This is a genomic window from Acidovorax sp. FJL06 (assembly GCF_003852545.1).
Taxonomy (GTDB): domain Bacteria; phylum Pseudomonadota; class Gammaproteobacteria; order Burkholderiales; family Burkholderiaceae_C; genus Acidovorax.
Map to the genome: position 1 here is coordinate 97,997 of NZ_QAJR01000029.1, position 23,186 is coordinate 121,182.

The following is a 23,186-nucleotide window of genomic DNA, read 5'->3' on the forward strand; positions in this document are numbered from 1 at the left end:
GCGGGAAGTGCTGCAAATGGTTTGCGGTGCGGACGACGGGCCCAAGACTGACTGGCTGATCTGCAGCCCTTGAGAAGTTCTCTGGGGCTGTTGTCTTCTGGTGCAAGTTGGGAATATTGAAATGATCCAGACAGAATCTCGGTTAGAGGTTGCCGACAATACCGGCGCTAAGTCCGTCCTTTGCATCAAGGTGCTGGGTGGTTCCAAGCGTCGCTATGCAAGCGTGGGCGACATCATCAAGGTGAGCATCAAGGAAGCTGCTCCGCGTGGCCGCGTCAAAAAAGGCGAGGTTTACAGCGCAGTGGTGGTCCGTACGGCGAAGGGTATTCGCCGTGGCGATGGCTCGCTCGTTAAATTCGATGGCAACGCTGCAGTGTTGCTGAATGCAAAGTTGGAGCCCATCGGCACCCGCATCTTTGGACCCGTGACGCGTGAACTGCGTACCGAGAAGTTCATGAAGATCGTGTCTCTGGCTCCTGAAGTTCTCTAAGGACGCGCCATGAACAAGATTCGCAAGGGCGACGAAGTCATCGTGCTGACCGGCCGTGACAAGGGCAAGCGTGGCACGGTGTCGCTGCGCAAGGATGACTCCCATCTCGTGATCGACGGTATCAACCTGGTCAAGAAGCACGCCAAGCCAAACCCCATGAAGGGTACGACGGGCGGCATCATTGAAAAGGCAATGCCGATTCACCAGTCCAACGTGGCCATCTTCAATGCGGCTACCGGCAAGGGTGATCGCGTGGGCATCAAGGTGCAGGCTGACGGTACGCGCGTTCGCGTGTTCAAGTCCAGCGGCGCTGAAATCAAGGCGGCCTAAGGGGTAAACATGGCACGACTGCAAGAAATTTACCGCGACAAAGTCGCCCCCGAGCTGACCAAGCAGTTCGGTTACACCTCGCCGATGCAGGTCCCCCGTCTGACCAAGATCACGCTGAACATGGGCGTGAGCGAGGCAGTCTCGGACAAGAAGGTGATGGACAACGCCGTGGCAGACCTGACCAAGATTGCTGGTCAGAAGCCTGTGGTGACCAAGGCCAAGAAGGCTATCGCTGGTTTCAAGATCCGCGAAGGCCAGGCCATCGGTTGCATGGTCACGCTGCGTGGCGTGCAGATGTATGAGTTCCTGGACCGTTTCGTGACCGTGGCTCTGCCCCGCGTTCGTGACTTCCGTGGTATCTCCGGTCGCGCATTCGACGGCCGTGGCAACTACAACATCGGCGTCAAAGAACAGATCATCTTCCCTGAAATTGAGTACGACAAGGTCGACGCCCTGCGCGGTCTCAATATCAGCATCACCACGACGGCCAAGTCCGACGAAGAAGCCAAGGCGCTTCTCGCTGGTTTCCGTTTCCCGTTCAAGAACTGAGGCGAAGCATGGCTAAAGTAGCTTTGATCCAGCGCGAACTGAAGCGCGAAAAACTGGCCGCCAAGTACGCAACGAAGTATGCGGAACTGAAGGCAATCGCTGGCGATGCCAAGCGCAGCGACGAAGAGCGTGATGCAGCCCGCCTGGGTCTGCAGAAGCTCCCCCGCAACGCCAACCCCACGCGTCAGCGCAACCGTTGCGAAATCACCGGTCGTCCACGCGGCACCTTCCGTCAATTCGGTCTGGCTCGCGCCAAGATCCGCGAACTGGCTTTTGCAGGCGACATCCCCGGTGTCACCAAGGCCAGCTGGTAAGCAGGCAGGAGAGATTAAACATGAGCATGAGTGATCCCATCGCTGACTTGCTGACCCGCATCCGTAATGCACAGATGGTCTCCAAGGCCACGGTTCTGGTGCCTTCTTCCAAAGTGAAGATCGCCATCGCCCAGGTGCTGAAGGACGAAGGTTATATCGACGGCTTCCAGGTGAAAACCGAAGCTGGCAAGTCCGAACTCGAAATTGCCCTGAAGTACTACGCAGGTCGCCCCGTGATTGAGCGCATCGAGCGCGTCAGCCGCCCTGGCCTGCGTGTCTACAAAGGCCGTGATTCCATTCCACAAGTCATGAACGGTCTGGGTGTAGCAATCGTCACGACGCCCAAGGGCGTGATGACCGATCGCAAGGCGCGTGCTACCGGTGTCGGTGGCGAAGTGCTGTGCTACGTGGCCTAACCCGCGGCATTGAGGAGAAACTGAAATGTCCCGAGTAGGAAAAATGCCCGTGACCATCCCCGCAGGTGTGGATGTGTCCGTGAAAGAAGACCAGATCTCTGTGAAGGGTTCTGGCGGCGCCCTGTCGCTTGCACAAAACGTGCTGGTGAAGGTGTCGAGCAATGACGGCAAGCTCAGCTTTGAGCCTGTCAATGACTCCCGCGAAGCCAACGCCATGAGCGGCACGATTCGCCAGTTGGTCAACAACATGGTGGTCGGTGTCAGCAAGGGCTTTGAAAAGAAGCTCAGCCTGGTGGGCGTGGGCTACAAGGCCGCTGCCTCTGGTTCCAAGCTGAACCTGGCCGTTGGTTATTCGCATCCGGTCAACATCGAAATGCCCGCAGGCATCACGGTGGCCACCCCGACGCCCACGGAAGTGGTGATCAAGGGTGCCGACCGTCAACGCGTCGGTCAAATCGCTGCTGAGATCCGTGCTGTTCGTCCTCCCGAGCCTTACAAGGGCAAGGGCATCCGTTATGCGGACGAAAAGATCACGATCAAAGAGACCAAGAAGAAATAAGGAGCTGCAACATGTTGACCAAGAAAGAGCAGCGTCTTCGTCGTTCGCGTCAGACCCGCATCCGCATTGCACAGCAAGGCGTGGCCCGTCTCACCGTGAACCGCACGAACCTCCATATCTACGCCAGTGTGATTTCCGGCGACGGCAGCAAGGTGTTGGCCAGTGCCTCCACCGCAGAAGCCGACGTGCGCAAGTCGCTCGGCGGTTCGGGCAAGGGTGGCAATGCCGCTGCAGCCCAGATCATCGGCAAGCGCATCGCTGAAAAGGCGAAGGCAGCAGGCGTCGAGAAGGTTGCATTTGATCGCGCAGGCTTTGCCTACCACGGTCGCGTCAAGGCCCTGGCCGACGCAGCCCGTGAAGCCGGCCTGCAGTTCTAAGCGGAGCGGAATAAAAAATGGCTAAATTTCAACCCAAAGTGCAGAGCGAAGGTCAGGACGACGGTCTGCGCGAAAAAATGATCGCGGTCAACCGCGTGACCAAAGTCGTGAAGGGTGGCCGTATTCTCGGTTTTGCCGCACTGACGGTGGTTGGCGACGGTGACGGCCGCGTTGGCATGGGCAAGGGCAAGTCCAAGGAAGTGCCTGCTGCCGTGCAGAAGGCGATGGAAGAAGCCCGCCGCAACATGGTCAAGGTCTCTCTGAAGAACGGCACCATTCACCACAATGTGACGGGCCACCATGGCGCCGCTGTTGTGATGATGGCTCCCGCTCCCAAGGGTACCGGTATCATCGCCGGCGGTCCTATGCGCGCAGTCTTTGAAGTGCTGGGCGTGACCGATATCGTGGCCAAGAGCCACGGCTCGTCCAACCCGTACAACATGGTTCGTGCTACGTTCGATGCGCTCGTCAATTCGACGACTCCGTCGAATGTCGCAGCCAAGCGCGGCAAGACGGTCGAAGACATCTTCGCCTGAACCGGAGTTTGAATATGACTACGCAACAAACCGTCAAGATTCAACTGGTGCGCAGCCCGATTGGCACCAAGGAATCGCACCGCGCCACCGTCCGTGGCCTGGGTCTGCGCAAGCTCAACAGTGTGAGCGAGCTGCAGGACACGCCCGAAGTGCGCGGCATGATTAACAAGATCAGCTACCTGGTCAAAATCGTCTGAGAGATAGATCATGGAACTCAATAGCATCAAGCCCGCAGACGGCGCCAAGCATGCCAAGCGCCGCGTAGGCCGTGGTATCGGCTCCGGCCTGGGCAAGACCGCTGGCCGTGGTCACAAAGGTCAGAAGTCCCGCTCCGGTGGCTACCACAAGGTGGGTTTCGAAGGCGGTCAAATGCCTCTGCAACGTCGCTTGCCCAAGCGCGGCTTCAAGTCGCACCTGCTCAAGTTCAATGCAGAAGTGACGCTGACGGCTCTGGACCAGCTCGGCCTGGCCGAAGTGGATGTCCTGGCGCTGAAGCAAGCCGGTCTGATCGGTGAGCTGGCCAAGGTGGTCAAGGTGATCAAGAGCGGCTCCCTCACCAAGGCTGTCAAGCTGAATGGTGTGGGCGCTACGGCAGGTGCCAAGGCAGCGATCGAAGCTGCTGGCGGCAGCGTCGCCTGAATGTGACACTGAAGGAAGGCATCTGTGGCTACTAGCGCGGCTCAAATTGCAAAGACCGGCAAGTTCGGCGACCTGCGTCGTCGTCTGGTTTTTCTGTTGCTTGCGCTGGTCGTGTATCGCATCGGGGCTCATATCCCTGTGCCAGGTATCGATCCAGCCCAACTCCAGCAGCTGTTCAGCGGCCAGCAAGGCGGCATCCTGAACCTGTTCAACATGTTCTCGGGTGGTGCGCTTTCGCGCTTCACGGTGTTCGCTCTGGGGATCATGCCGTACATCTCGGCATCGATCATCATGCAGCTGATGACCTATGTGTTGCCCGCGTTCGAACAGTTGAAGAAGGAAGGCGAAGCCGGCCGCAGGAAGATCACGCAGTACACCCGCTATGGAACCCTGGGCCTGGCCCTGTTCCAGTCGCTGGGGATCGCTGTGGCACTGGAAAGCTCTGCCGGTCTGGTGCTGAGCCCCGGCTTTGGTTTTCGTGTGACGGCGGTGGTCAGCCTGACGGCCGGTACGATGTTCCTGATGTGGCTGGGTGAGCAGATCACCGAGCGCGGCCTGGGCAATGGCATCTCGATCCTCATCTTTGGTGGGATTGCTGCAGGTCTGCCCAGTTCGATCGGCGGATTGCTGGAGCTGGTGCGCACGGGTGCCATGAGCATTCTGGCTGCCATCTTCATCGTCCTTGTGGTGGGGCTGGTGACTTACTTCGTGGTGTTCGTTGAACGGGGTCAGCGCAAGATCCTGGTGAATTACGCTCGCCGGCAGGTGGGGAACAAGGTGTATGGCGGCCAATCGTCGCACCTGCCTCTCAAGCTGAACATGGCGGGTGTGATTCCTCCGATCTTTGCTTCGTCGATCATCCTGTTGCCTGCAACGGTGGTGAACTGGTTCAGTGCTGGTGAGTCGATGCGTTGGTTGAAGGACATTTCGGGTGCTCTGACCCCCGGTCAGCCCATCTATGTGATGTTCTATGCTGCAGCGATCATCTTCTTCTGTTTCTTCTACACGGCGCTGGTGTTCAACAGCCGTGAAACGGCAGACAACCTGAAGAAGAGTGGTGCGTTCATTCCGGGTATTCGCCCAGGTGAGCAGACCGCACGCTACATCGATAAAATCCTGGTCCGCCTGACTTTGGCGGGCGCCGTGTACATCACCTTTGTGTGCTTGCTGCCGGAGTTCCTGATCCTGAAGTACAACGTCCCGTTTTACTTCGGTGGAACATCGCTGCTGATCATTGTGGTGGTGACCATGGACTTCATGGCCCAGGTTCAGAACTACATGATGTCGCAACAGTACGAGTCGCTGCTCAAGAAAGCCAATTTCAAGGGCAATGCCGGCGGTTGAAGATGAAGGAAAGCGGTGGCCGCATGGCGGTGCCGCTTGCAAACGACTGAATGTCGGTTAAGTTGGCGCCCCACGATTTTTCGCGGGCACAAATTGTGTTCCGTGCGAAGCAGCCGGGACGGATGGAAAAGTTTTAGGAGAATGCAATGAGAGTTTCGGCTTCGGTCAAAAAAATCTGCCGCAACTGCAAGATCATCCGCCGCAAGGGTGTGGTGCGTGTGATCTGCACGGATCTGCGTCACAAGCAGCGCCAAGGTTGATTGGAAAGTATTAGAGGACGCATATGGCACGTATCGCTGGCATTAACATTCCGCCGCACAAGCACGCGGAAATCGGTTTGACCGCCATTTTTGGCATTGGTCGCACCCGCGCTCGCAAGATCTGCGAAGCAACTGGTATCGCTTACTCCAAGAAGATCAAAGATCTGACGGATGGCGATCTGGAAAAAATTCGCGAGCAAATCGAGCAGTTCACCATTGAAGGTGACCTGCGCCGCGAAACCACGATGAACATCAAGCGTTTGATGGACATCGGCTGCTATCGTGGCTTCCGCCATCGCCGCGGTCTGCCAATGCGTGGTCAGCGCACCCGTACCAATGCCCGCACTCGCAAGGGTCCGCGCAAGGGTGCTGCTGCACTGAAGAAATAAAGATTGAAAGATCATCATGGCTAAGTCTCCTGCCAATAACGCAGCTCAGCGCGTCCGCAAGAAGGTCCGGAAGAACGTTTCGGACGGCATTGCCCACGTGCACGCCTCGTTCAACAACACCATCATCACGATCACCGATCGCCAGGGCAATGCCCTGTCGTGGGCTTCGTCCGGTGGCCAAGGTTTCAAGGGCTCGCGCAAGTCCACCCCCTTCGCAGCCCAGGTGGCTTCGGAAGTGGCCGGCCGCGCTGCCATCGACCAAGGCATCAAGAACCTGGACGTCGAAATCAAGGGCCCAGGTCCTGGCCGTGAATCCTCGGTGCGCGCTTTGGGCGCACTGGGCATCCGCATCACGTCGATCTCTGACGTGACGCCCGTGCCCCACAACGGCTGCCGCCCACAAAAGCGCCGTCGTATCTAATTTTTCTCTAAGCCCACCGCCGCCTGTGAACGCGCAAGCGCCTCAGGCGGCTCCCGCAATGGTTTGCGGCAGATGACAAAAAGGAAGCTCAAGTGGCACGTTACCTCGGCCCCAAGGCCAAACTCTCCCGCCGTGAAGGCACGGACCTGTTCCTGAAGAGCGCCCGCCGCTCGATCGCTGACAAGTCCAAATTCGACTCCAAGCCTGGTCAACACGGCCGCACTTCGGGTGCCCGCACCTCCGACTACGGCCTGCAACTGCGTGAAAAGCAGAAGGTCAAGCGCATGTACGGCGTGCTGGAAAAGCAATTCCGCCGTTACTTCGAAGCCGCAGATGGCAAGAAGGGCAACACCGGCGCCAACCTGCTGTTCCTGCTGGAATCGCGTTTGGACAACGTGGTGTACCGCATGGGTTTCGGTTCGACCCGCGCTGAAGCGCGTCAGCTGGTGTCCCACAAGGCGATCACGGTGAACGGGAAGTCCGTCAACATCGCTTCGTACCTCGTGAAGGCTGGCGACGTGGTCGCCGTGCGTGAAAAGTCGAAGAAGCAAGCCCGCGTCGTTGAAGCCCTGCAACTGGCTGCCCAGGTCGGCATGCCTGCATGGGTGGAAGTGAATGCCGACAAGGCTGAAGGCATCTTCAAGAAGACGCCAGACCGTGATGAGTTCGGTGCCGACATCAACGAATCGCTGATCGTTGAGTTGTACTCGCGCTAATCGGTCGAGTACGTAATTCAAGAAAACCGTCCCTGAACCGCGAGGCATCGCGGTTTAGGCGCTTCACCAGCCTTACCGGTGTAACGAGCTGGGGGTATTGAGAGGAAGTCTGAATGCAAACCAATTTGCTGAAACCCAAGGCAATCAATGTCGAACAGCTTGGCCACAACCGTGCCAAGGTCGCACTGGAGCCGTTCGAGCGTGGTTACGGCCACACGTTGGGCAACGCCATCCGGCGTGTCCTGCTCTCGTCCATGGTGGGTTACGCAGCGACGGAAGTCACGATTGCAGGCGTTCTGCACGAGTACTCGTCGATTGACGGCGTTCAAGAAGATGTGGTCAACATCCTGCTGAACCTCAAGGGCGTGGTGTTCAAGCTGCACAACCGTGACGAAGTGACACTGAGCTTGCGCAAGGATGGCGAAGGCGTGGTGACGGCCCGTGATATCCAGACCCCGCACGACGTGGAAATCGTCAACCCTGACCATGTGATTGCCAACCTGTCGCAAGGCGGCAAGCTGGACATGCAGATCAAGGTGGAAAAGGGCCGTGGCTATGTGCCGGGCAACCTGCGCCGCTATGCTGATGAATCGACCAAGTCCATTGGCCGCATCGTGCTGGACGCCTCGTTCTCTCCCGTGAAGCGTGTGAGCTACACCGTGGAAAGCGCCCGTGTGGAGCAGCGTACCGACCTGGACAAGCTGGTCGTCGAGATCGAGACCAACGGCGCCATCACGGCCGAAGACGCCGTGCGCGCCTCGGCCAAGATCCTGGTGGAACAGCTGGCTGTGTTCGCACAGCTGGAAGGTGGCGAGCTGGCTGCGTTCGACGCACCGGCCGGCCCACGTGGCAATGCCACGTTCGATCCGATCCTGCTGCGCCCTGTGGACGAGCTGGAACTGACCGTGCGTTCCGCCAACTGCCTGAAGGCCGAGAACATCTACTACATCGGTGACCTGATCCAGCGCACCGAGAATGAGCTGCTCAAGACGCCTAACCTGGGTCGCAAGTCGCTCAACGAAATCAAGGAAGTGCTTGCCTCGCGTGGTCTCACGCTGGGCATGAAGCTTGAGAACTGGCCGCCAGCAGGCCTGGACAAGCGTTAAGCAAACGCTATAATTCCAGGTTCCCCGAAACGGGGAGCCCGGTTTTTCAGTCCTCCGCAAGGGGGACTTTTTGTTCCCTGGAAGTAAGACACTGAAAGGGAACAGTGCCTCGGACAGTACCTGACACGGCTGCCCGATTTAATTACATAGACAGTAGAAGGAAAGCACCATGCGCCACGGACACGGCCTCCGCAAACTCAATCGCACCAGCTCGCACCGCCTCGCGATGCTGCAGAACATGATGAACTCGCTCATCGAGCACGAGGCCATCAAGACCACGGTGCCCAAGGCCAAGGAACTGCGCCGCGTGATCGAGCCCATGATCACCCTGGCCAAGGAAGACTCCGTTGCCAACCGCCGCCTGGCTTTCAATCGCCTGCGCGACCGTGACAGCGTGACCAAGCTGTTCAATGACCTGGGCCCCCGCTTCAAGGTGCGTCCCGGCGGCTACACCCGCATTCTGAAGATGGGTTTCCGCGTGGGCGACAATGCGCCTATGGCATTGGTCGAATTGGTCGATCGCGCTGCAGAAACTGAAAATAATTCGGCAGCAGCTGAATAATAGAGTATAATTTATCTCATACCGCGCGATGGAGCAGTCTGGTAGCTCGTTGGGCTCATAACCCAAAGGTCGGAGGTTCAAATCCTTCTCGCGCAACCAATATGTAGCGGTCACCGCTTGCAGCAAACGCCCACTGAACAGTGGGCGTTTTTGTTTCTGCGGTCGATTTCGCGGTCATGGCTGCAGCCTTTGCGGGTTGGCGAAGGTCAGGTCAGGGCCTTGTGTGTGGGGCGCTCCGTGATGAATTCCCCGGGCCCGCTACCCTCGGGTCATGAGGTGAGGTGTTCGGTCGAGGCCGCGCTGCCCTGGCAGACCGGGTGCCTCCGAAGTACGGGGGGTTCCGCCCCCATCCCGGGTTACCCCATGGTTTGCCGACGCACAAAGCGCCCAGCGCGCGCACCGGTCGCCCGGCCGCTGGCGGTGTAGCTCAGCACGCCATTCACCCACACTTGTTCGATGCCTTCGCTGAATTGCACGGGCTGTTCGTAGCTGGCGGTATCGCGCACGCGCGCTGGATCGAACACCACCACATCGGCCATGCAGCCAACGGCAAGGCGCCCCCGCTCTCCGATGCGAAAGCGCTGGGCCGACAGGCTCGTCATCTTGTGGATGGCCTCTTCCAGCCGCAGCAGGCCCTTTTCGCGCCAGTAGCATGCCAGCACGCGCGGGAAGGCGCCCCACAGCCGTGGGTGGGGGCGCTCGTCGTGCGGCAGCCCGTCCGAGCCGATCATGGCCAGCGGGTGCGCAATCACGCGCTCCACATCGTCCTCGCGCATCTGGAAGTAGCAGGCGCCGCCGGGCTGCAGCCGGTCGCAGGCCGCCTGCTCGCTCATACCCCATTCGCGCGCGATGTCCTTGAGGTAGCGGCCCACCATCTCGGGGTGGGGCTGGCTGCCGGTGATCAGGATGTCGATCACCCCGTCCACCAGGTCGGTGCGCAGCACCGTCGAGCCCGCAGTGTAGGGATACACGTCCAGGCTGATGGGCTGGCCCTGGGCGAGTGACTCGATCAACGGCAGCGTCTCGCGCGTGCGGCCCCAGTTCGAGGCGCCCGCGCACTTGTGGTGCGACAGCACCAGCGGCAGGCCGGCCTGGCGCGCCGTGAGCGCAGCCTCCTGCAGCGCCGGCAAGATGCCGGCCAGCTCGTCGCGGATGTGGGTGGCATATACGCCGCCATTGCGCGCCGCCACGCTGGCCAGCTCGGTCAGTTCGGTGAGGTCGGCCGCATAGGCTTCCTTGTAGAACACGCCCGACGACAGGCCCAGCGCGCCCGCATCCATGGCCTCCTGCATATCGGCGGCCATGGCAGCGCGTTCATGGGCCGTGGCCGCGCGACCCAGTTCGGGCAGGTGGCGCATGCGCAGGGCCGTATGGCCCAACAGCGCAGCCACGTTCACGCCGGGCTGCGCCGCATTCACGGCCTGTGCGTAGGCCGCCATGCTGGCATGGCGGAACTGCTGGCGGCCCAGCAGCGAGAGCGGGGCGGCTGGCGCGTCGGTCACCACCGGCGCCAGCGAGATGCCGCAGTTGCCCACGATCACCGTGGTCACGCCCTGCGAGAGCTTGGGCAGCATGTCGGGCGCATCCAGCGCCGCGGCATCGTCGTGCGTGTGCACGTCGATGAAGCCCGGCGCGATCACGCGGTCCGTGCAGTCCACGGTGGCGACGGCCAGGCCGGCCAGCAGTGCGGGGTCCATTTCGCCTGGCGCGGCCAGCGCCACGATGCGCTCGCCCGCCATCAACAGGTCACCCGCCCACCCGGGGCGGTCGGTGCCGTCGATGATCGTTCCGTTCCTGAGCAGGGTCGCTGCTTGCATTGCTGCTGCCATCAATGTTCTTTCTTGCCCGGCTTGTGCATGGCCGGTCCATGGTCCAGTGCGCCGGCATACTCGGCGCTGTCGAATCCGTGCTTGTGCAGCAGGGCCTTGAATTGCTGCAGGCCCCGCGTGGCCACCGGCCCCAGCTGCTGCGCCAGGCGCACCATCAGGATCTCGATCACCACCAGGTGCGCCAGGTAGGCTTCGGTGCCCACGCGCATCACCGCGTCCTGAGGCACCGACACCGCCAGCACCAGGTCGGCCGTTTCGGCCAGCGGCGTGCCCGGCTGGGTGAGGGCCACCACGGTGGCCCCCTGCGAGCGCGCGAACTTGGCCGCCTCCACCGTGTAGGGCATGCGCCCCACGTGCGAGATGACGAAGGCCACGCCCTCGGGCCCCAGGGTGCTGGCCGACACAAGCTGCTGGTGCGCGTCGAAGATCGCATTGGCCGTGAGGCCCAGGCGGAACAGCCGGCTCTGCAGCTCGCTGGCCGTGAAGGTCGACGCCGCACCCACCGAATAGCAATCGATGCGCCGCGCCTTGGCGAGCTTGGCTGCCACCTGGTCGATCACGTCCACGTCGATGCGCCGGCCCAGCTCGGTCAGCGAGGACACGGCCGCATGGATGATCTTGCTCGAGACGTCCTGCGCCGTGTCCTCGGCCAGCACGCTGCGGTGCAGGTAGGAGCCCGATACCGCCAGGTCCTGCGCCAGCGCCAGCATGAATTCGCGCACCGAGTCGTAGCCGAAGCTGCGGCAGGTGCGCACGATGGTCGGCATGGACACGCCCGCCTGCTGCGCCAGCTGCTCCACCGTGGCGGCCACTGCCGCGCGCGGGTCTTCGAGCACGGCGCGCACCACGCTGCGCTGCGCCTCGGGCAGGCTGTCCAGGCGCTCGCGCAGCTGCTGCAGCAGCCCCGGCGTGGGGCTGGGCGGCTGGGTGGACGATGGCGAAGGAGGCAGGCTGCTGTTCATGCGCTTCTCCGCATCTCAGAATCGGGTGCTGATGGCACCCGTGACGGCGCCATCGTCTTCCACCAGCGGCATCCAGCGCCACTTGTCGAAGGTGGTGCAGGGGTGCGAGATACCCAGCGCCACGCGGTCGCCCACACGGGGCGCAGCGGCGTCGCCGGCTGCGGCATCGAAGCGCAGGTAGGCATGCTGGTCGTTCAAGGCGCTCACGCTCCAGCCGGCAGGGGCGGCTGCTGCCGAGCGCTCGCCGCGCCGCGCCAGCTGCACCGGGATGGGCATCTCCAGGTCGTAGGAGATGTCGCGGCGCCCGCAGGTCAGCAAGGCCAGGCCAGGCTCGGGCACCGACTGCACCATGGCCCAGACCGTGAGGGCCGGGCGCAGCGAGTCATCGAGCCCCTCGCGCTGCTCCACGTTCTTGAGAAAGCGCGCGTAGTTGCCGTGGTCGTGCGTCACGTAGCAGCCAGAGCGCAGCACCCCCTCCACGGGGCGCGACAGGCCCTGGGCCTGCAGCAGCGGCACCACCAGGTCGAACACGGCCGAGCCACCTGCGGTGAGCAGGATGCGGTCCTGTGCGAGCAGGTGCTCTGCATCGCAGGCGCGTGCCACCTCCAGCACGCGGCGCACCAGGGCGGTCACTTCCCGTGCGTCATGTTCGTTGTCGCAGCGCGCCACGCCGCCCTCGTAGCATTCGGTGCCGTCGAAGTGCACGGCCTTCGAGGCTGCCAGGGCGCGCGCCAGTGCCAGTGCCGCGTCCAGCGTGCGGCAGCCGGTGCGCTGGCCGGGGATGCCCATCTCCAGCAGCACGTTGAACACACGGGCACTGCCGCGGCGCTGCTTCCAGTCCTCCACCAGCGCGAGCTGCGCCAGCGAATCGACGAGGAACCACACCGTGAGATCCGCATGGCGCGCCAGCAGCGCATCGAGCGCGTCCAGGTCGGCATCGCACACCACCTGGTTGGCGATGATGACGCGGCGCGCACCGGCCTCCACCCCCACCGCGACCTGGAAGGCCGTGGCGAAGGTCAGGCCCCAGGCGCCGGCCGCCAGCTGCTGTGCGAAGAGCTCCGGCGACATGGTGGTCTTGCCGTGCGGCGCCAGGGCGATGCCCTTGCGCTGCGCAAAATCCTGCATCCAGGCCAGGTTGTGCGCCAGCGCCGTGCGGCTCAGCACCGCCAGAGGGAACGCCAGGTCATCGGCCAGCACGTTCCAGCCGCGCGCGGCGATCTCGCTGGCGCGGCAGGGCGCTGCGGCGATGGGAAAGCTCTTGCTGGTGGCGTCCAGGGTGAAGTCAGTGGTGGTGTTCGTCATGTCGTCTCGTCATGTTGGAGGGACGCAGCGGGGCTGCGCCGGTCAGATGTCATCGCGCCAGCAGGCCTTCCAGTGCTCGGCACCCACGGGGCGCATGGCCATGTCGGCGCTGGTGCATTCGGCCACCGCGTGGGGGCAGCGTGTGCGGAACACGCAGCCCGAGGGCGGGTTGGCGGGGCTGGGCAGGTCGCCCTGCAGCAGCGGAATGGTACGCCGCTGCGCCGGGTCGGGGATGGGGGCCGCTGCGAGCAGGGCGCGCGTATAGGGGTGGGCCGGCTGCGCATACAACGCGCTGGTGGGCGCGATCTCCATCACGCGGCCCAGGTACAGCACCACCACGCGGTCGCACAGGTACTCCACCACGTCCAGGTCGTGCGAGATGAACAGCAGGGTCAGGCCCAGTTGCTGCTTGAGGTCGCCCAGCAGGTTCACCACCTGCGCCTGGATCGACACGTCCAGCGCCGACAGCGGCTCGTCCGCCACGATGAAGTTCGGCTGCACCGCCAGCGCGCGCGCAATGCCGATGCGCTGGCGCTGCCCGCCCGAGAACTCGTGCGGAAACCGGTCCGCATGCTCGGGCCTGAGGCCGACCTGCGTGAGCAACTCCTGGATGCGAGGCTGGCGTGCCGCGCCGCGCGCCTGCCTGTGCGTGTCCAGTGCCTCACCCAGCACTTCGCGGATGCGCATGCGCGGGTTCAGGCTGGCATACGGGTCCTGGAAGATGATCTGGATCTTGGAGCGCAGCGGGCGAAACTGGCCCTGGCTCATGCCGGCCAGGTCCTGGGCCTGGGTTGCATCGCCGTGGTATAGCATCTGCCCCGCCGTCGGGTCCACCAGCCGGGTCAGCAGCCGGCCAATGGTGCTCTTGCCCGAGCCCGACTCGCCCACCAGGCCCAGGGTCTCGCCGCGCCGGATGGCAAAGCTCACGTCATCCACCGCGCGCACCGGGTGCGTGCCGCTGCCGAAGTACTTGCGCAGTCCGCGCACCTCGATGAGGTTCTCACCCGCGCCCGGGAGCACGGGGGCGATTTCCACGGCGTTCATGCGGCCACCTCCTGCACGCTGGTCTCGCCCATACGGATGCAGCGCACCCGCCGGCCGGCCTCGGTGGCACTGCCGTCGGACAGGGCCGGCATGCGCGCATCGCAGGCCGCGATGCGGCGCTCGCAGCGCGGCGCAAAGGCGCAGCCCGGCGGCGGCGCGAGCGGGCTCGACACCTGGCCCGGTATGGCCACCAGGCGCGGGCGCTGCCCGGCCACCGCCACGGCATGGCGCCGGGCCACTCCGGGCAGGCAGGCCAGCAGGCCGCGCGTGTAGGGGTGCTCGGGCTGCGCGAACAATTCGTGCACGGGGGCCGATTCGACGATGCGGCCCGCGTACATCACGGCCACGGCATCGGCGTACTGCGCCACCACGCCCAGGTTGTGGGTCACGAACAGCAGGCCCATGCCCGTTTCCTTCTGCAGCCGGCCCATCAGCGCCAGGATCTGCGCCTGGATGGTCACGTCCAGCGCGGTGGTCGGCTCGTCGGCGATCAGCAGCGTGGGATTGCAGGCCATGGCCAGCGCAATCATCACGCGCTGGCGCATGCCGCCCGAGAGCTGGTGCGGGTACTCGTGCACGCGCTGTTTCGCGGCCGGTATCTCCACCAGCTCCAGCATGCGCTGGGCGTGGGCCAGCGCGGCTTTGCGGTCCAGCTTGAGGTGCAGGCGCACCGACTCGGCGATCTGCTCGCCCACGGTCAGCACCGGGTTCAGGCTGGTCATGGGCTCCTGGAAGACCATCGCGATCTCATTGCCGCGCAGCGCGCGGCGCTCGGATTCGGGCAGGGCCAGCAGGTCCACGCGCCGGCCATCGCGCCGGGTGAACCAGGCCTGGCCGCCCACCTGCGCCTGCGAGGTCTTGGCGTGCAGGCCCATCAGCGACAGGCTGGTGACGGACTTGCCCGAGCCCGACTCGCCGACCAGCGCCAGCGTCTGGCCCGGGTGGATGGCAAAGGACACGTCGGCCACGCTCTGGATGCGGCCGGCGTCGGTGGCGAACGAGGTGGACAGGCCCTGCACTTCGAGCCGGGCAGCCGTGGGGGTGGTCATGGGTGGGTTGCCTTCGTAACGCGCTCGCCAGGGGCGGGCGCTTGCGTGGGTCGGTGAAAGAAGCTCATGCGGCCTTCTTGAGCTTGGGGTCGAGCAGGTCGCGCACGCCGTCGCCCAGCATCTGCAGCGACAGGGCGGTGAACACGATGGCCAGGCCCGGGTAGAGGATGGTCCAGAACGCGCGGTCGGCCGACTCCAGGCTGCCCGCAATCATGGTGCCCCAGGTGGGTATGTCGGGCGGCACGCCCACGCCCAGGAAGGACAGACCCGCCTCGGCCAGGATGGCGTAGGCAAAAATGAAGGTCACCTGCACCAGGATGGGCGAGACCAGGTTGGGCAGGATGTGCTTGAGCAGGATGCGCGGCGTGCGCACGCCCAGGGCGCGCGCCGCGTCCACGAACAGCAGCTCGCGCAGCACCAGGGTGCTGGCGCGCACCACGCGTGCCACGCGCGGCGTGTAGACGATCACCAGCGCCAGCATCACGTTCCACAGCGAGGCGCCCAGGATGGACACCAGCGCGATGCCCAGCAGGATGTCGGGGAAGGACATCATCGCGTCCACCACGCGCATCAGCGGCGCATCCAGGCGCCGAAAGAAGCCCGCGAACATGCCCAGCAGTGTGCCCAGCAGCACGGCGCCCGCAGCGGTGAGCCCGCCGATCAGCAGCGAATAGCGCGCGCCGTGCACGATGCGCAGCATCACGTCGCGCCCGAGCTCGTCGGTACCGGCCCAGTGCGTGGCCGAGGGCGCGTTCAGGCGCTCACTGATCGATATGGCATTGGGGTCGGCATCCGACACCCAGGGGAACACCGTGGCCACCGCGACCACCAGCGCCAGCACGATGGCCGAGGCCAGCACCACCTTGCGTGCGAACAGGCGGCGCGCCAGTGGCAGCCAGTAGTCCCGGAGATTGCGAATCAGGCCTTGCACCATGTCATTGGCCCTCCAGACGGATGCGTGGATCGACCAGCGTGTACAGAAAATCGATGGCCAGGTTGATGAACACATAGATGGCTGCGATGACCAGCAGCGTGCCCTGGATCACCGGGTAGTCGCGGCGTAGCACGGCGCGCACCACCAGGTTGCCCACGCCGGGCAGGTTGAACACCGTCTCCGTCACCACGGTGCCGCCGATCATCAGCGCCAGCGTCAGGCCCAGCACGGTGACGATGGGCACCAGCGCGTTGCGCAGCACATGCTTGACCATCACCGTGCGCTCGGCCAGGCCCTTGGCGCGCGCGGTGCGCACATAGTCCTCGCCCAGGATGTCGAGCATCGAGGCGCGCGTGAAACGGATGATCAGCGCCGAGTTCAGCAGCCCCAGCACCAGCGCCGGCAGCAGCAGGTGCGACAGGCGCTCGGCCAGCGGCGAGGCCGGGTCGCCATAGCCCGAGGCCGGGAACCAGCCGAGCTTGACCGCGAACAGCTGGATCAGGATCAGCCCGAGCCAGAAGCTGGGCACGCTGGCGCCCAGCATGGCCACGCCGCTCAGGGCCTGGTCACCGGGGCTGCCGCGCCAGATGGCGGCCGCCATGCCGCAGGGGATGCCGATCAGCGCCGCGATGCCCACCGCGAACAGCGCCAGGAACAGCGTGGGCTCGGCGCGCTCGAGCAGCGCCTGCGCCACCGGGCGCTGCAGAAAGATGGACTGGCCCAGGTTGCCCTGCAGCAGCTCGCCAACCCAGAGCACGAACTGCGTGGGCAGGGGCTTGTCCAGCCCGTACTGCACGCGCGCCGCGGCGATGTCCTCGGCCGTGGCCTGCTCGCCCAGCAGCAGCGCCACCGGGTCGCCCGAGGCCAGGCGCGTGAGCGCGAACACCAGCACCGCGACAAGGGCCAGCACCACCAGGGCGCCGCCCAGGCGGGTCATCAGAAAACGCATGATTTGGAGTCTCTACGAAAAGCGAGCCGACACAAATGCTCCCCGGTCCTGGGCCTGTGCCACCGTGGAACCGGCTTTGCCGGGCCACCGGTGGCGCCCCCTGGAGGGGGAGGCGCCGCAGGCGCATCGGGGGGAGTCAGTTCTTCAGGCCCGTGTTCCAGAAGAACGGCCAGATCGCCGGCGTGTAGCCTTCCAGCTTGGCCGAGCGCGCCGAGAGGCCGTTGAACTTGCCGACCTCGATGAAGGGCACTTCGTCGTACACCACCTGCTGCACGGCACCCCACAGCGGGCCGCGCTTGGCGACATTGGTCTCCTGGTTGAAGGCCGTGAGCGTGGCCTTCTTGGCGGGCGAATCCCACCAGCCCGGCGCGCCGTCACCCAGCTGCGGCGGCGAGAGTATGGGCTCGGGGAACAGGCCCGAATGCGTGAAGTACACGTCCCACAGCTTGGCGTCGTTGCGCCGCTGCACCAGCGTGGCCCAGTCCACCACCTGCAGTTCGGTCTTGAACCCGGCCTTCTTGAGCTGCTCGGCCATCACCAGCGCCATGTTGTAGTGGAACTCGTACTGCCGGCTGGCCATGATGCGCACCGGCTGGCCGCTGTAGCCGGCCTTGGCCGCCTGGTCCTTGGCAGCCTGCGGGTTGCGCTCGTTGTACAGCTTGCCGCCCGCATCCGAGTAGTAGGGTGTGCCCTTGGGGAAGAAGTTGGGCTCCACCGCGAAGAAGCGGTTGTCGCCAAAGCCCGCAGCCAGCAGCTCGCCCGAGCCCACGGCGGTCTGCACCGCGCGGCGCAGCGGCTGCGCGGCCAGCACGCCTTCCTTGGTGTTGAAGACGATGTAGGGGAAACCGAAGTTCTTGGTCACGATGGGCACCACGGCCGGGGCGCCCTTGTCGATGCGGCTGGCCGCTTCCACGGGCAGCAGGTCGGCGTACTGGAACTGGCCCGACAGGGCGCCCTCCACGCGGGTGTTGGCGTTGGGCACGGGCACGAAGCGCAGCTCGTCGAGCAGGGCCTCGCGGCGGCCGGCATAGCCGCTCGGGGCCTCCTTGCGGGCGCTGTAGGTGTCGTGGCGCACCAGCACCGTGAACTGGTCGGGGCGGCGCTCCTTGAACTTGTAGGGGCCGGTGCCGATGAATTCCTTGAGCTGCGGCGCGATGCTCTCCTTGGCCATGATGGCGGCCATGCCGCTGGGCAAGGCCAGCTGGGCCAGCAGCGGTGCGTAGGGCGCCTTGAGCTTGAGCTCCACCGACAGCGGGCCCTTGGCGGTGAGCGAGGCCACTTCCTTGCCCACGGCCTTGCCGCGGGGCGACAGCTCCATCCAGCGCTGCAGCGAGGCCACCACGTCCTCGGCATTCAGGTCGCGGCCGTTGTGCAGCTTCACTTCCTTGCGCAGCGCGATGGTGTAGGTCAGGCCGTCCTTGGACACGGAGGGCAGGCCCTCGGCCAGCATGGGCGCCACGGCCCAGTTCGCGTCGAAGGTGTACAGCGGCTCGTAGACGTGCTGCATGATGGTGCCGACCAGGTCGGCTGTGCTCACCATGGGGTCCAGCCCCTGGGGCTCGCCGACCATGGCCAGGTTGGCGGCGCCCCCCTTGGCGGGGGCGGCCAGGGCGGGCTGGCCCGACCCCAGGGCCACGAGCACGGCAGCGCTTGCTGCCAGGCCCAGAACACTGCGCCTGGCGGCCTGGACAGGCCTTCCGGGCGTCAACCAATCACGGATGGATGAGGATTGCATCGTGGCTCCATAAGTAATAACATTACAAAATTCATCGTAAATTACCCATTTGTGAAAGTCAAACGGGTTTTTTCTGATGTTTGATGTAAATAATTTACACAAGGAGCTTGATCCATGAGCCACGTAGAACTGCTGGGCCAGTCCCCCATCGCCTCCGACCGCCAGGCGCGACCCCTGTCGCCCGCCACGCGCGCCGGCGACTTCGTCTTCGTCTCGGGCCAGGTGCCCACGGACGACCAGGGCCAGGTCATTGTCGGCGGCATCGAGGCCCAGACACGCCAGGTATTCCAGCGCGTCAAGGACGCCCTGGCCCTGGCCGACTGCACCCTGGCCGACGTGGCCAAGGTCAGCGTCTGGCTGGCCGATGCGCGCGACTTCGGCAGCTTCAACCGCGTCTACATGGAGTGCTTTGGCGAGCACCGGCCGGCCCGCTCCACGGTGGAGTCGCGCCTCATGATCGACGCCAAGGTCGAGATCGACGTCACCGCCTACAAGCCCCGTGCCTGAGCGTTCCACCACCTCCGTGGGCAAGACCTTCGACGTGGCCGCGCTGGGCGAGGCCATGGTCGAGTTCAACCAGGTCCACCCCGGCCAGCCGCAGTACCTGCGCGGCTTTGGCGGCGACACCAGCAATGCCGCCATCGCCGCGGCGCGCGCCGGTGCCCGCGTGGCCTACCTCACGCGCATCGGGCAGGACACCTTCGGCCAGGCCCTGGCCACGCTGTGGCGCACCGAGGGCGTGGACGTGCGCGGCGTGCAGAGCGATGGCGAGCACCCCACGGGCATCTACTTCGTCACGCACGGGGCGAATGGGCACGAGTTCAGCTACCTGCGCGCCGGCTCGGCCGCGAGCCGCATGGCGCCGCAGTGGCTGGCCGGCGAGCCCGCGGCCGTGCTGCAGTCGGCGCGCATCCTGCACCTGTCGGGCATTTCGCTGGCCATCTCGCCGCAGGCCTGCGACACGGCCTTCGAGGCCATGCTTCTCGCGCGCGAGGCCGGCACCCTGGTGGCTTTCGACTCCAACCTGCGCCTCAAGCTCTGGCCGCTCGCGCGGGCCCAGGCCTGCATCGCGCAGGCGGTTGCGCTGTGCGACATCTTCCTGCCCAGCCTGGAGGACATGCAGGCGCTGACCGGCCTGTCCGATCCCGAGGCCATCGTCAACTGGGGCCATGCGCGTGGCGCGGCCACCGTGGTGCTCAAGCTCGGTGCCGAGGGGGCCCTGGCCAGCGACGGCCAGCGCAGGGAACGCATTGCAGGCCTGCGCGTCACGCCCGTGGACGCCACGGGCGCGGGCGACTGCTTCTGCGGCAACCTGCTGGCCCGCCTGGCCCAGGGTGACGACGTGTTCACCGCGGCGCGCTATGCCAACGCGGCGGCTGCGCTGGCCGTGCAAGGCTATGGCGCCGTGGCGCCCCTGCCGTACGCGCGCCAGGTGCAGGTCTTGATTTGATGCAAGGCAAGGGCAGCGCTGCTCACGGCGTCGAGAAACTGGCGTGACCCGGGCCAGAGCCCCCGCGCAAGGGCCGCCCCGCCGCGCTGGGGGCGTCCCCCTCCGGGGGAAGGCGCCGAAGGCGACTCAGGGGGCCGCCAATTACGCCGCGAACAGGTCGGACCGGGCGGCCTTGGTGATCGCGGCCACGCAGGGGTGGCTGATGCGCCGCTCCACTGAGATCGCGAAGAACTCCTCCACCAGCTCCGACGAGCGGCCGATCACCTCCACGCCGAACTGGGCCTGCGTCTCCTCCTCCAGCACCGTGGGCGAGGTGAACACCCCGCGCCCCTCGCGCCCGAAGGCGTTCATCAGCGCGCTGTCGTCAAATTCGCCCACCAGGCGCGGCTGCAGCTGGTGCTTGTTGAACCAGTGGTCCAACTGCTGGCGCACCGAGGACTGGGGCCCCTGGATCAGCATGGGTGCGCCGTGCAGGCATTTCGGGAACGCCCCGTCGAGTTGGCGGCGCAGGGCCGGCGCGCAGAAAAAGCTCATGCCGCTGCTGCCCAGCGCATGGTTGAAGGCCTTGACGCCGATCTTTTTGGAGACCGGCTCGTCCGCCAGCACCAGGTCCAGCCGGTGCAGGCTCAGCTGTGCCACCAGCTCGGGGAACTTGCCTTCATGGCAGGTCATGTGCACCTGCTCGGCCAGGCCCAGGGCCGGCTCCAGCAGGCGGTAGGCGACCGACTTGGCCACCGAATCCGCCACGCCCACACGAAACTCCAGCGGCCGAGACTGCCCGCGTGCCAGTCGGATGGATTTTTCCAGTTCGTCCCCCAGCGCGAAGATCTGCTCGGCATAGCCCAGCGCCACCCGGCCCTCGCTGGTCAGTTCCAGCCCCCGGCCGCGCTTCTTGAACAGGTCGTGGCCCAGCCATTCCTCCAGCTGCTTGATCTGCCCGGACAGCGTTTGGGGGGTGGTGTGCAGCTGTTCGCCGGCCCGCATCACGCCGCCGGCCTTGGCCACGGTCCAGAAATAGCGCAGGTGCTTGAAGTTCATGGTGCGCCTCAGTGAAACACTTCGAAAAAAACGAGCAATAAAACTCAATAAAACGAATATACGCGAAGTGTCAAAATCTCTACATTGAAGGCTTGGCCCCTTTCCGTGGCACGCTGCGCCCGGGAAGGAACTGTCAGCGTTCATAAGAACCTGTTCTAAGGAGTAGCAACGATGCGTATCACTACCAGAGGACAACTTGCCGTGTCGGCCATGACCGACCTCGCCCTGCGCCAGAAGATGCGGCCGGTGGCCCTGTCCACCATCAGTTCGCGCCAGGGCACGTCCCTTTCGTACCTGGAGCAGCTGTTCAGCGCCCTGCGCCGTGCCGGGCTGGTGGACAGCACGCGCGGGCCCGGTGGCGGCTACACGCTGGCCCGCCGGGCCGACCAGGTGTCGGTGGCGGAGATCATCCTGGCGGTCGAAAACCTCAAGGCCGACGAACTGCAGAACCTGGGCCCGAGCCAGGCTGCGCAGGTCAAGTCCATGACCGGCGAGCTGTGGTCCACCTTCAACCTGCGCGTGATGGAGTACCTGCAGTCGGTGACCTTGCAGGACCTGGTGGCCCAGCAGCTCGAAAAAGGGGTGGCGCTGGAAGAGGCCGCGCCCGCCGCAGCCGCCAAGTCCCGGATCACTCCCAAGCCCCGGCCCCTGATGGCCCGGGTGGGCGTGCCCAACTCGGTGTTCGCGCTGGGCTCCATGCCCCTCTTGCAACGGCGCTGAGCCGGCCCCGGGGCGGTGTGCCCCGCTGGTTGCGGGCTACAGCGGGTGCGCGAGCCGTTTGATGCCCCGGCCCCGCATTGCCACCGCGATCGCGACCAGGATCAGCCCCATCAGGCGCTCAAACGCCATCACCACGCGCTCGCCCACCAGGCGCAGGATGCGCTCGGCCTGGCTGTCTTTCGCGTGGGGGAATGGAAGGGTGACAGGCCCTGGCCGCCGCAGGATGGTGGCCGACGCGAAGGTGTCGCTCACGCTGCGTACACCGCGTCCAGCGAGCGGAAGCCCTTGATCTCGATCGGGTTGCCGCTGGGGTCGTGGAAGAACATCGTCCACTGCTCGCCCGGCTGGCCTTCAAAGCGCACCTGGGGCTGCAGCACAAAGGCCGTGCCCGCCGCCTGCAGGCGCGCGGCCAGTGCATGCCAGTCGGGCAGCTCCAGGATGGCGCCGAAATGGGGCATGGGCACCAGGTGGTCGCCCACATGGCCGGTGCGGGCGCTGGCGAAGGGCGTGCCCAGGTGCAGCGAGATCTGGTGGCCGAAGAAGTCAAAGTCCACCCAGGTGTCGGTGCTCCGGCCCTCCTGGCAGCCCAGCACGCCGCCGTAAAAGCGGCGGGCGGCATCGAGGTCGGTGACGTGAAAGGCGAGGTGAAAGAGGCTGCGCATCCCGCAAAGGATAGCAGCCGGGGCCTTGCGGCGAGACCGTCAACAGGCGCTCAGGCCGCCCGGCGGTGCTGCTCGGCCTTCTCTTGGCAATGCACGCAGCGCGCGGCTTCGGGGGTGGCATGCAGGCGGGCGGCGGTGATGGAGGTGCCGCAGTCCGTGCATTCGCCGTAGGTGCCCGCCTCCATGCGGGCCAGGGCTGCTTCCACGGCGGCCAAGTGGGCGGTTTCACGCTCGTCCAGTGCAAACGCCAGTTCACGTTCGGTGGCTATCTGGGCGCGTGGGTCTTCGGTCTGGCCAAAGTGGTCGGCGGCGGCCTCAGCCCGGCCGATGGTGCCGCCGCGCTGGTCGGCCAGTTGCGCAAGCAGCGCGGCCTGTTGTGCCAGCAGCTGCTGGCGGTAGGGGGCGGCTTGGGTCGAGTCCATGCTGTGCTCCAGAAAGGCGTTGGGATGCCTTCATGGTGCGCTGGCGGGCCCGGCCATGCGTTGACCAGGGTCAAGGGGT

Annotated in this window: 31 protein-coding genes, 1 tRNA gene and 1 pseudogene; 21 read left to right on the forward strand and 12 right to left on the reverse strand. The window is 64.9% G+C overall.

Translation table 11 applies throughout. The features are described from left to right. Positions 1–121: 121 nt before the first annotated feature. The 18 genes from rplN to DBV10_RS16485 all read left to right on the forward strand — a co-directional run bounded on the left by rplN (position 122) and on the right by DBV10_RS16485 (position 9,107). The gene (gene rplN, locus DBV10_RS16400) at positions 122–490 is read left to right on the forward strand and encodes a 50S ribosomal protein L14 (protein ID WP_007861702.1); all 369 of its coding nucleotides are present in this window, start codon (positions 122–124) and stop codon (positions 488–490) included. Positions 491–499: 9 nt separating this feature from the next. Continuing rightward, the gene (rplX, locus tag DBV10_RS16405) at positions 500–820 is read left to right on the forward strand and encodes a 50S ribosomal protein L24 (protein WP_124514676.1); all 321 of its coding nucleotides are present in this window, start codon (positions 500–502) and stop codon (positions 818–820) included. 9 nt (positions 821–829) lie between these two features. Continuing rightward, positions 830–1,369: a 50S ribosomal protein L5 gene (rplE, locus tag DBV10_RS16410; protein WP_124514677.1), complete on the forward strand. Its 540-nt coding sequence runs from the start codon at positions 830–832 to the stop codon at positions 1,367–1,369. 8 nt (positions 1,370–1,377) lie between these two features. Beyond that, complete coding sequence (gene rpsN / locus DBV10_RS16415) at positions 1,378–1,683, forward strand: 30S ribosomal protein S14 (protein ID WP_007861712.1); 306 nt, start codon at positions 1,378–1,380, stop codon at positions 1,681–1,683. A 20-nt stretch (positions 1,684–1,703) separates the two neighbouring features. Then, positions 1,704–2,099 (forward strand): 30S ribosomal protein S8, encoded by a 396-nt coding sequence (rpsH, locus tag DBV10_RS16420; RefSeq protein ID WP_005793636.1) that lies wholly within the window; start codon positions 1,704–1,706, stop codon positions 2,097–2,099. A gap of 25 nt (positions 2,100–2,124) precedes the next feature. Next, on the forward strand, positions 2,125–2,658 hold the full coding sequence (rplF, locus tag DBV10_RS16425; protein ID WP_124514678.1) for a 50S ribosomal protein L6: 534 nt from the start codon (positions 2,125–2,127) through the stop codon (positions 2,656–2,658). 11 nt (positions 2,659–2,669) lie between these two features. Beyond that, positions 2,670–3,035: a 50S ribosomal protein L18 gene (gene rplR / locus DBV10_RS16430; RefSeq protein WP_005793639.1), complete on the forward strand. Its 366-nt coding sequence runs from the start codon at positions 2,670–2,672 to the stop codon at positions 3,033–3,035. A gap of 17 nt (positions 3,036–3,052) precedes the next feature. Further along, a complete protein-coding gene (gene rpsE, locus DBV10_RS16435) occupies positions 3,053–3,571 on the forward strand; it encodes a 30S ribosomal protein S5 (protein WP_034711783.1) in 519 nt (172 codons plus the stop codon). Positions 3,572–3,585: 14 nt separating this feature from the next. Continuing rightward, positions 3,586–3,768, forward strand: coding sequence for a 50S ribosomal protein L30 (gene rpmD, locus DBV10_RS16440; protein WP_063462383.1), 183 nt, complete (start codon positions 3,586–3,588; stop codon positions 3,766–3,768). Positions 3,769–3,778: 10 nt separating this feature from the next. After that, positions 3,779–4,210, forward strand: a complete 432-nt coding sequence (rplO, locus tag DBV10_RS16445; RefSeq protein ID WP_056420309.1) for a 50S ribosomal protein L15 — start codon at positions 3,779–3,781, stop codon at positions 4,208–4,210. A 24-nt stretch (positions 4,211–4,234) separates the two neighbouring features. Continuing rightward, entirely contained in the window at positions 4,235–5,554 is a 1,320-nt protein-coding gene (gene secY / locus DBV10_RS16450; RefSeq protein WP_124514679.1) for a preprotein translocase subunit SecY, read from the forward strand. Between the two features lie 146 nt (positions 5,555–5,700). Beyond that, entirely contained in the window at positions 5,701–5,814 is a 114-nt protein-coding gene (rpmJ, locus tag DBV10_RS16455) for a 50S ribosomal protein L36 (protein ID WP_005793651.1), read from the forward strand. 23 nt (positions 5,815–5,837) lie between these two features. Further along, a complete protein-coding gene (gene rpsM, locus DBV10_RS16460; RefSeq protein ID WP_008906516.1) occupies positions 5,838–6,203 on the forward strand; it encodes a 30S ribosomal protein S13 in 366 nt (121 codons plus the stop codon). Between the two features lie 16 nt (positions 6,204–6,219). Next, on the forward strand, positions 6,220–6,624 hold the full coding sequence (gene rpsK / locus DBV10_RS16465) for a 30S ribosomal protein S11 (protein ID WP_005793662.1): 405 nt from the start codon (positions 6,220–6,222) through the stop codon (positions 6,622–6,624). A 92-nt stretch (positions 6,625–6,716) separates the two neighbouring features. Further along, on the forward strand, positions 6,717–7,340 hold the full coding sequence (rpsD, locus tag DBV10_RS16470; protein WP_026435318.1) for a 30S ribosomal protein S4: 624 nt from the start codon (positions 6,717–6,719) through the stop codon (positions 7,338–7,340). Between the two features lie 113 nt (positions 7,341–7,453). Then, positions 7,454–8,446, forward strand: coding sequence for a DNA-directed RNA polymerase subunit alpha (rpoA, locus tag DBV10_RS16475; RefSeq protein ID WP_100408937.1), 993 nt, complete (start codon positions 7,454–7,456; stop codon positions 8,444–8,446). A gap of 169 nt (positions 8,447–8,615) precedes the next feature. Further along, positions 8,616–9,008 (forward strand): 50S ribosomal protein L17, encoded by a 393-nt coding sequence (gene rplQ / locus DBV10_RS16480; RefSeq protein WP_063462385.1) that lies wholly within the window; start codon positions 8,616–8,618, stop codon positions 9,006–9,008. Positions 9,009–9,030: 22 nt separating this feature from the next. Then, a tRNA-Met gene (locus tag DBV10_RS16485) sits at positions 9,031–9,107 on the forward strand. 257 nt (positions 9,108–9,364) lie between these two features. On the opposite strand, the gene DBV10_RS16490 is transcribed toward DBV10_RS16485, so the two are convergent. From DBV10_RS16490 to DBV10_RS16525, 8 genes are all read right to left on the reverse strand, one after another. Then, the gene (locus DBV10_RS16490) at positions 9,365–10,825 is read right to left on the reverse strand and encodes an amidohydrolase family protein (RefSeq protein ID WP_124514680.1); all 1,461 of its coding nucleotides are present in this window, start codon (positions 10,823–10,825) and stop codon (positions 9,365–9,367) included. 11 nt (positions 10,826–10,836) lie between these two features. Next, positions 10,837–11,799: a MurR/RpiR family transcriptional regulator gene (locus DBV10_RS16495; RefSeq protein WP_124514681.1), complete on the reverse strand. Its 963-nt coding sequence runs from the start codon at positions 11,797–11,799 to the stop codon at positions 10,837–10,839. A gap of 15 nt (positions 11,800–11,814) precedes the next feature. Next, a complete protein-coding gene (locus tag DBV10_RS16500; protein ID WP_124514682.1) occupies positions 11,815–13,104 on the reverse strand; it encodes an amino acid deaminase in 1,290 nt (429 codons plus the stop codon). Between the two features lie 42 nt (positions 13,105–13,146). Continuing rightward, complete coding sequence (locus DBV10_RS16505; protein WP_124514683.1) at positions 13,147–14,148, reverse strand: ABC transporter ATP-binding protein; 1,002 nt, start codon at positions 14,146–14,148, stop codon at positions 13,147–13,149. Further along, on the reverse strand, positions 14,145–15,197 hold the full coding sequence (locus DBV10_RS16510) for an ABC transporter ATP-binding protein (protein ID WP_124514684.1): 1,053 nt from the start codon (positions 15,195–15,197) through the stop codon (positions 14,145–14,147). The genes DBV10_RS16505 and DBV10_RS16510 overlap by 4 nt, the downstream gene beginning before the upstream one ends. 64 nt (positions 15,198–15,261) lie before the next feature. Then, entirely contained in the window at positions 15,262–16,131 is an 870-nt protein-coding gene (locus tag DBV10_RS16515; RefSeq protein WP_124514685.1) for an ABC transporter permease, read from the reverse strand. Between the two features lies 1 nt (position 16,132). Beyond that, on the reverse strand, positions 16,133–17,080 hold the full coding sequence (locus DBV10_RS16520) for an ABC transporter permease (RefSeq protein WP_370451186.1): 948 nt from the start codon (positions 17,078–17,080) through the stop codon (positions 16,133–16,135). 136 nt (positions 17,081–17,216) lie between these two features. After that, entirely contained in the window at positions 17,217–18,815 is a 1,599-nt protein-coding gene (locus DBV10_RS16525) for an ABC transporter substrate-binding protein (RefSeq protein ID WP_124514687.1), read from the reverse strand. 114 nt (positions 18,816–18,929) lie between these two features. On the opposite strand from DBV10_RS16525, the gene DBV10_RS16530 reads away from it, so the two are divergent. After that, positions 18,930–19,322, forward strand: coding sequence for a RidA family protein (locus tag DBV10_RS16530; RefSeq protein ID WP_007849612.1), 393 nt, complete (start codon positions 18,930–18,932; stop codon positions 19,320–19,322). Beyond that, positions 19,315–20,265 (forward strand): sugar kinase, encoded by a 951-nt coding sequence (locus DBV10_RS16535; protein ID WP_124514688.1) that lies wholly within the window; start codon positions 19,315–19,317, stop codon positions 20,263–20,265. Before DBV10_RS16530 ends, DBV10_RS16535 begins: the two co-directional genes overlap by 8 nt. Positions 20,266–20,406: 141 nt before the next feature. Here the strand turns inward: DBV10_RS16535 and nhaR are convergent, their stop codons facing one another. Next, positions 20,407–21,303, reverse strand: coding sequence for a transcriptional activator NhaR (gene nhaR / locus DBV10_RS16540; protein WP_124514689.1), 897 nt, complete (start codon positions 21,301–21,303; stop codon positions 20,407–20,409). 171 nt (positions 21,304–21,474) lie between these two features. Here nhaR and DBV10_RS16545 point away from each other — a divergent pair, with 171 nt between their 5' ends. Beyond that, positions 21,475–22,023, forward strand: coding sequence for an Rrf2 family transcriptional regulator (locus DBV10_RS16545; protein ID WP_124514690.1), 549 nt, complete (start codon positions 21,475–21,477; stop codon positions 22,021–22,023). 36 nt (positions 22,024–22,059) lie between these two features. Here the strand turns inward: DBV10_RS16545 and DBV10_RS16550 are convergent. The 3 genes and pseudogenes from DBV10_RS16550 to DBV10_RS16560 all read right to left on the reverse strand — a co-directional run. Continuing rightward, positions 22,060–22,191, reverse strand: a pseudogene (locus tag DBV10_RS16550) (MarC family protein); the annotation flags it as partial. Positions 22,192–22,271: 80 nt separating this feature from the next. Continuing rightward, positions 22,272–22,685: a VOC family protein gene (locus DBV10_RS16555; protein ID WP_124514691.1), complete on the reverse strand. Its 414-nt coding sequence runs from the start codon at positions 22,683–22,685 to the stop codon at positions 22,272–22,274. A 50-nt stretch (positions 22,686–22,735) separates the two neighbouring features. Continuing rightward, positions 22,736–23,107: a TraR/DksA family transcriptional regulator gene (locus DBV10_RS16560; protein WP_124514692.1), complete on the reverse strand. Its 372-nt coding sequence runs from the start codon at positions 23,105–23,107 to the stop codon at positions 22,736–22,738. Positions 23,108–23,186 lie beyond the last annotated feature (79 nt).

What these genes read in the sequence shown, in the direction of transcription:
- rplN (WP_007861702.1), top strand. Translation starts at nt 122, where the DNA reads ATGATCCAGACAGAATCTCGGTTAGAGGTTGCCGACAATACCGGCGCT.
- rplX (WP_124514676.1), top strand. Translation starts at nt 500, where the DNA reads ATGAACAAGATTCGCAAGGGCGACGAAGTCATCGTGCTGACCGGCCGT.
- rplE (WP_124514677.1), top strand. Translation starts at nt 830, where the DNA reads ATGGCACGACTGCAAGAAATTTACCGCGACAAAGTCGCCCCCGAGCTG.
- rpsN (WP_007861712.1), top strand. Translation starts at nt 1,378, where the DNA reads ATGGCTAAAGTAGCTTTGATCCAGCGCGAACTGAAGCGCGAAAAACTG.
- rpsH (WP_005793636.1), top strand. Translation starts at nt 1,704, where the DNA reads ATGAGCATGAGTGATCCCATCGCTGACTTGCTGACCCGCATCCGTAAT.
- rplF (WP_124514678.1), top strand. Translation starts at nt 2,125, where the DNA reads ATGTCCCGAGTAGGAAAAATGCCCGTGACCATCCCCGCAGGTGTGGAT.
- rplR (WP_005793639.1), top strand. Translation starts at nt 2,670, where the DNA reads ATGTTGACCAAGAAAGAGCAGCGTCTTCGTCGTTCGCGTCAGACCCGC.
- rpsE (WP_034711783.1), top strand. Translation starts at nt 3,053, where the DNA reads ATGGCTAAATTTCAACCCAAAGTGCAGAGCGAAGGTCAGGACGACGGT.
- rpmD (WP_063462383.1), top strand. Translation starts at nt 3,586, where the DNA reads ATGACTACGCAACAAACCGTCAAGATTCAACTGGTGCGCAGCCCGATT.
- rplO (WP_056420309.1), top strand. Translation starts at nt 3,779, where the DNA reads ATGGAACTCAATAGCATCAAGCCCGCAGACGGCGCCAAGCATGCCAAG.
- rpmJ (WP_005793651.1), top strand. Translation starts at nt 5,701, where the DNA reads ATGAGAGTTTCGGCTTCGGTCAAAAAAATCTGCCGCAACTGCAAGATC.
- rpsM (WP_008906516.1), top strand. Translation starts at nt 5,838, where the DNA reads ATGGCACGTATCGCTGGCATTAACATTCCGCCGCACAAGCACGCGGAA.
- rpsK (WP_005793662.1), top strand. Translation starts at nt 6,220, where the DNA reads ATGGCTAAGTCTCCTGCCAATAACGCAGCTCAGCGCGTCCGCAAGAAG.
- rpoA (WP_100408937.1), top strand. Translation starts at nt 7,454, where the DNA reads ATGCAAACCAATTTGCTGAAACCCAAGGCAATCAATGTCGAACAGCTT.
- rplQ (WP_063462385.1), top strand. Translation starts at nt 8,616, where the DNA reads ATGCGCCACGGACACGGCCTCCGCAAACTCAATCGCACCAGCTCGCAC.
- DBV10_RS16490 (WP_124514680.1), bottom strand. Translation starts at nt 10,825, where the DNA reads ATGCAAGCAGCGACCCTGCTCAGGAACGGAACGATCATCGACGGCACC.
- DBV10_RS16495 (WP_124514681.1), bottom strand. Translation starts at nt 11,799, where the DNA reads ATGAACAGCAGCCTGCCTCCTTCGCCATCGTCCACCCAGCCGCCCAGC.
- DBV10_RS16500 (WP_124514682.1), bottom strand. Translation starts at nt 13,104, where the DNA reads ATGACGAACACCACCACTGACTTCACCCTGGACGCCACCAGCAAGAGC.
- DBV10_RS16505 (WP_124514683.1), bottom strand. Translation starts at nt 14,148, where the DNA reads ATGAACGCCGTGGAAATCGCCCCCGTGCTCCCGGGCGCGGGTGAGAAC.
- DBV10_RS16510 (WP_124514684.1), bottom strand. Translation starts at nt 15,197, where the DNA reads ATGACCACCCCCACGGCTGCCCGGCTCGAAGTGCAGGGCCTGTCCACC.
- DBV10_RS16515 (WP_124514685.1), bottom strand. Translation starts at nt 16,131, where the DNA reads ATGGTGCAAGGCCTGATTCGCAATCTCCGGGACTACTGGCTGCCACTG.
- DBV10_RS16520 (WP_370451186.1), bottom strand. Translation starts at nt 17,080, where the DNA reads ATGCGTTTTCTGATGACCCGCCTGGGCGGCGCCCTGGTGGTGCTGGCC.
- DBV10_RS16525 (WP_124514687.1), bottom strand. Translation starts at nt 18,815, where the DNA reads ATGCAATCCTCATCCATCCGTGATTGGTTGACGCCCGGAAGGCCTGTC.
- DBV10_RS16530 (WP_007849612.1), top strand. Translation starts at nt 18,930, where the DNA reads ATGAGCCACGTAGAACTGCTGGGCCAGTCCCCCATCGCCTCCGACCGC.
- nhaR (WP_124514689.1), bottom strand. Translation starts at nt 21,303, where the DNA reads ATGAACTTCAAGCACCTGCGCTATTTCTGGACCGTGGCCAAGGCCGGC.
- DBV10_RS16545 (WP_124514690.1), top strand. Translation starts at nt 21,475, where the DNA reads ATGCGTATCACTACCAGAGGACAACTTGCCGTGTCGGCCATGACCGAC.
- DBV10_RS16555 (WP_124514691.1), bottom strand. Translation starts at nt 22,685, where the DNA reads ATGCGCAGCCTCTTTCACCTCGCCTTTCACGTCACCGACCTCGATGCC.
- DBV10_RS16560 (WP_124514692.1), bottom strand. Translation starts at nt 23,107, where the DNA reads ATGGACTCGACCCAAGCCGCCCCCTACCGCCAGCAGCTGCTGGCACAA.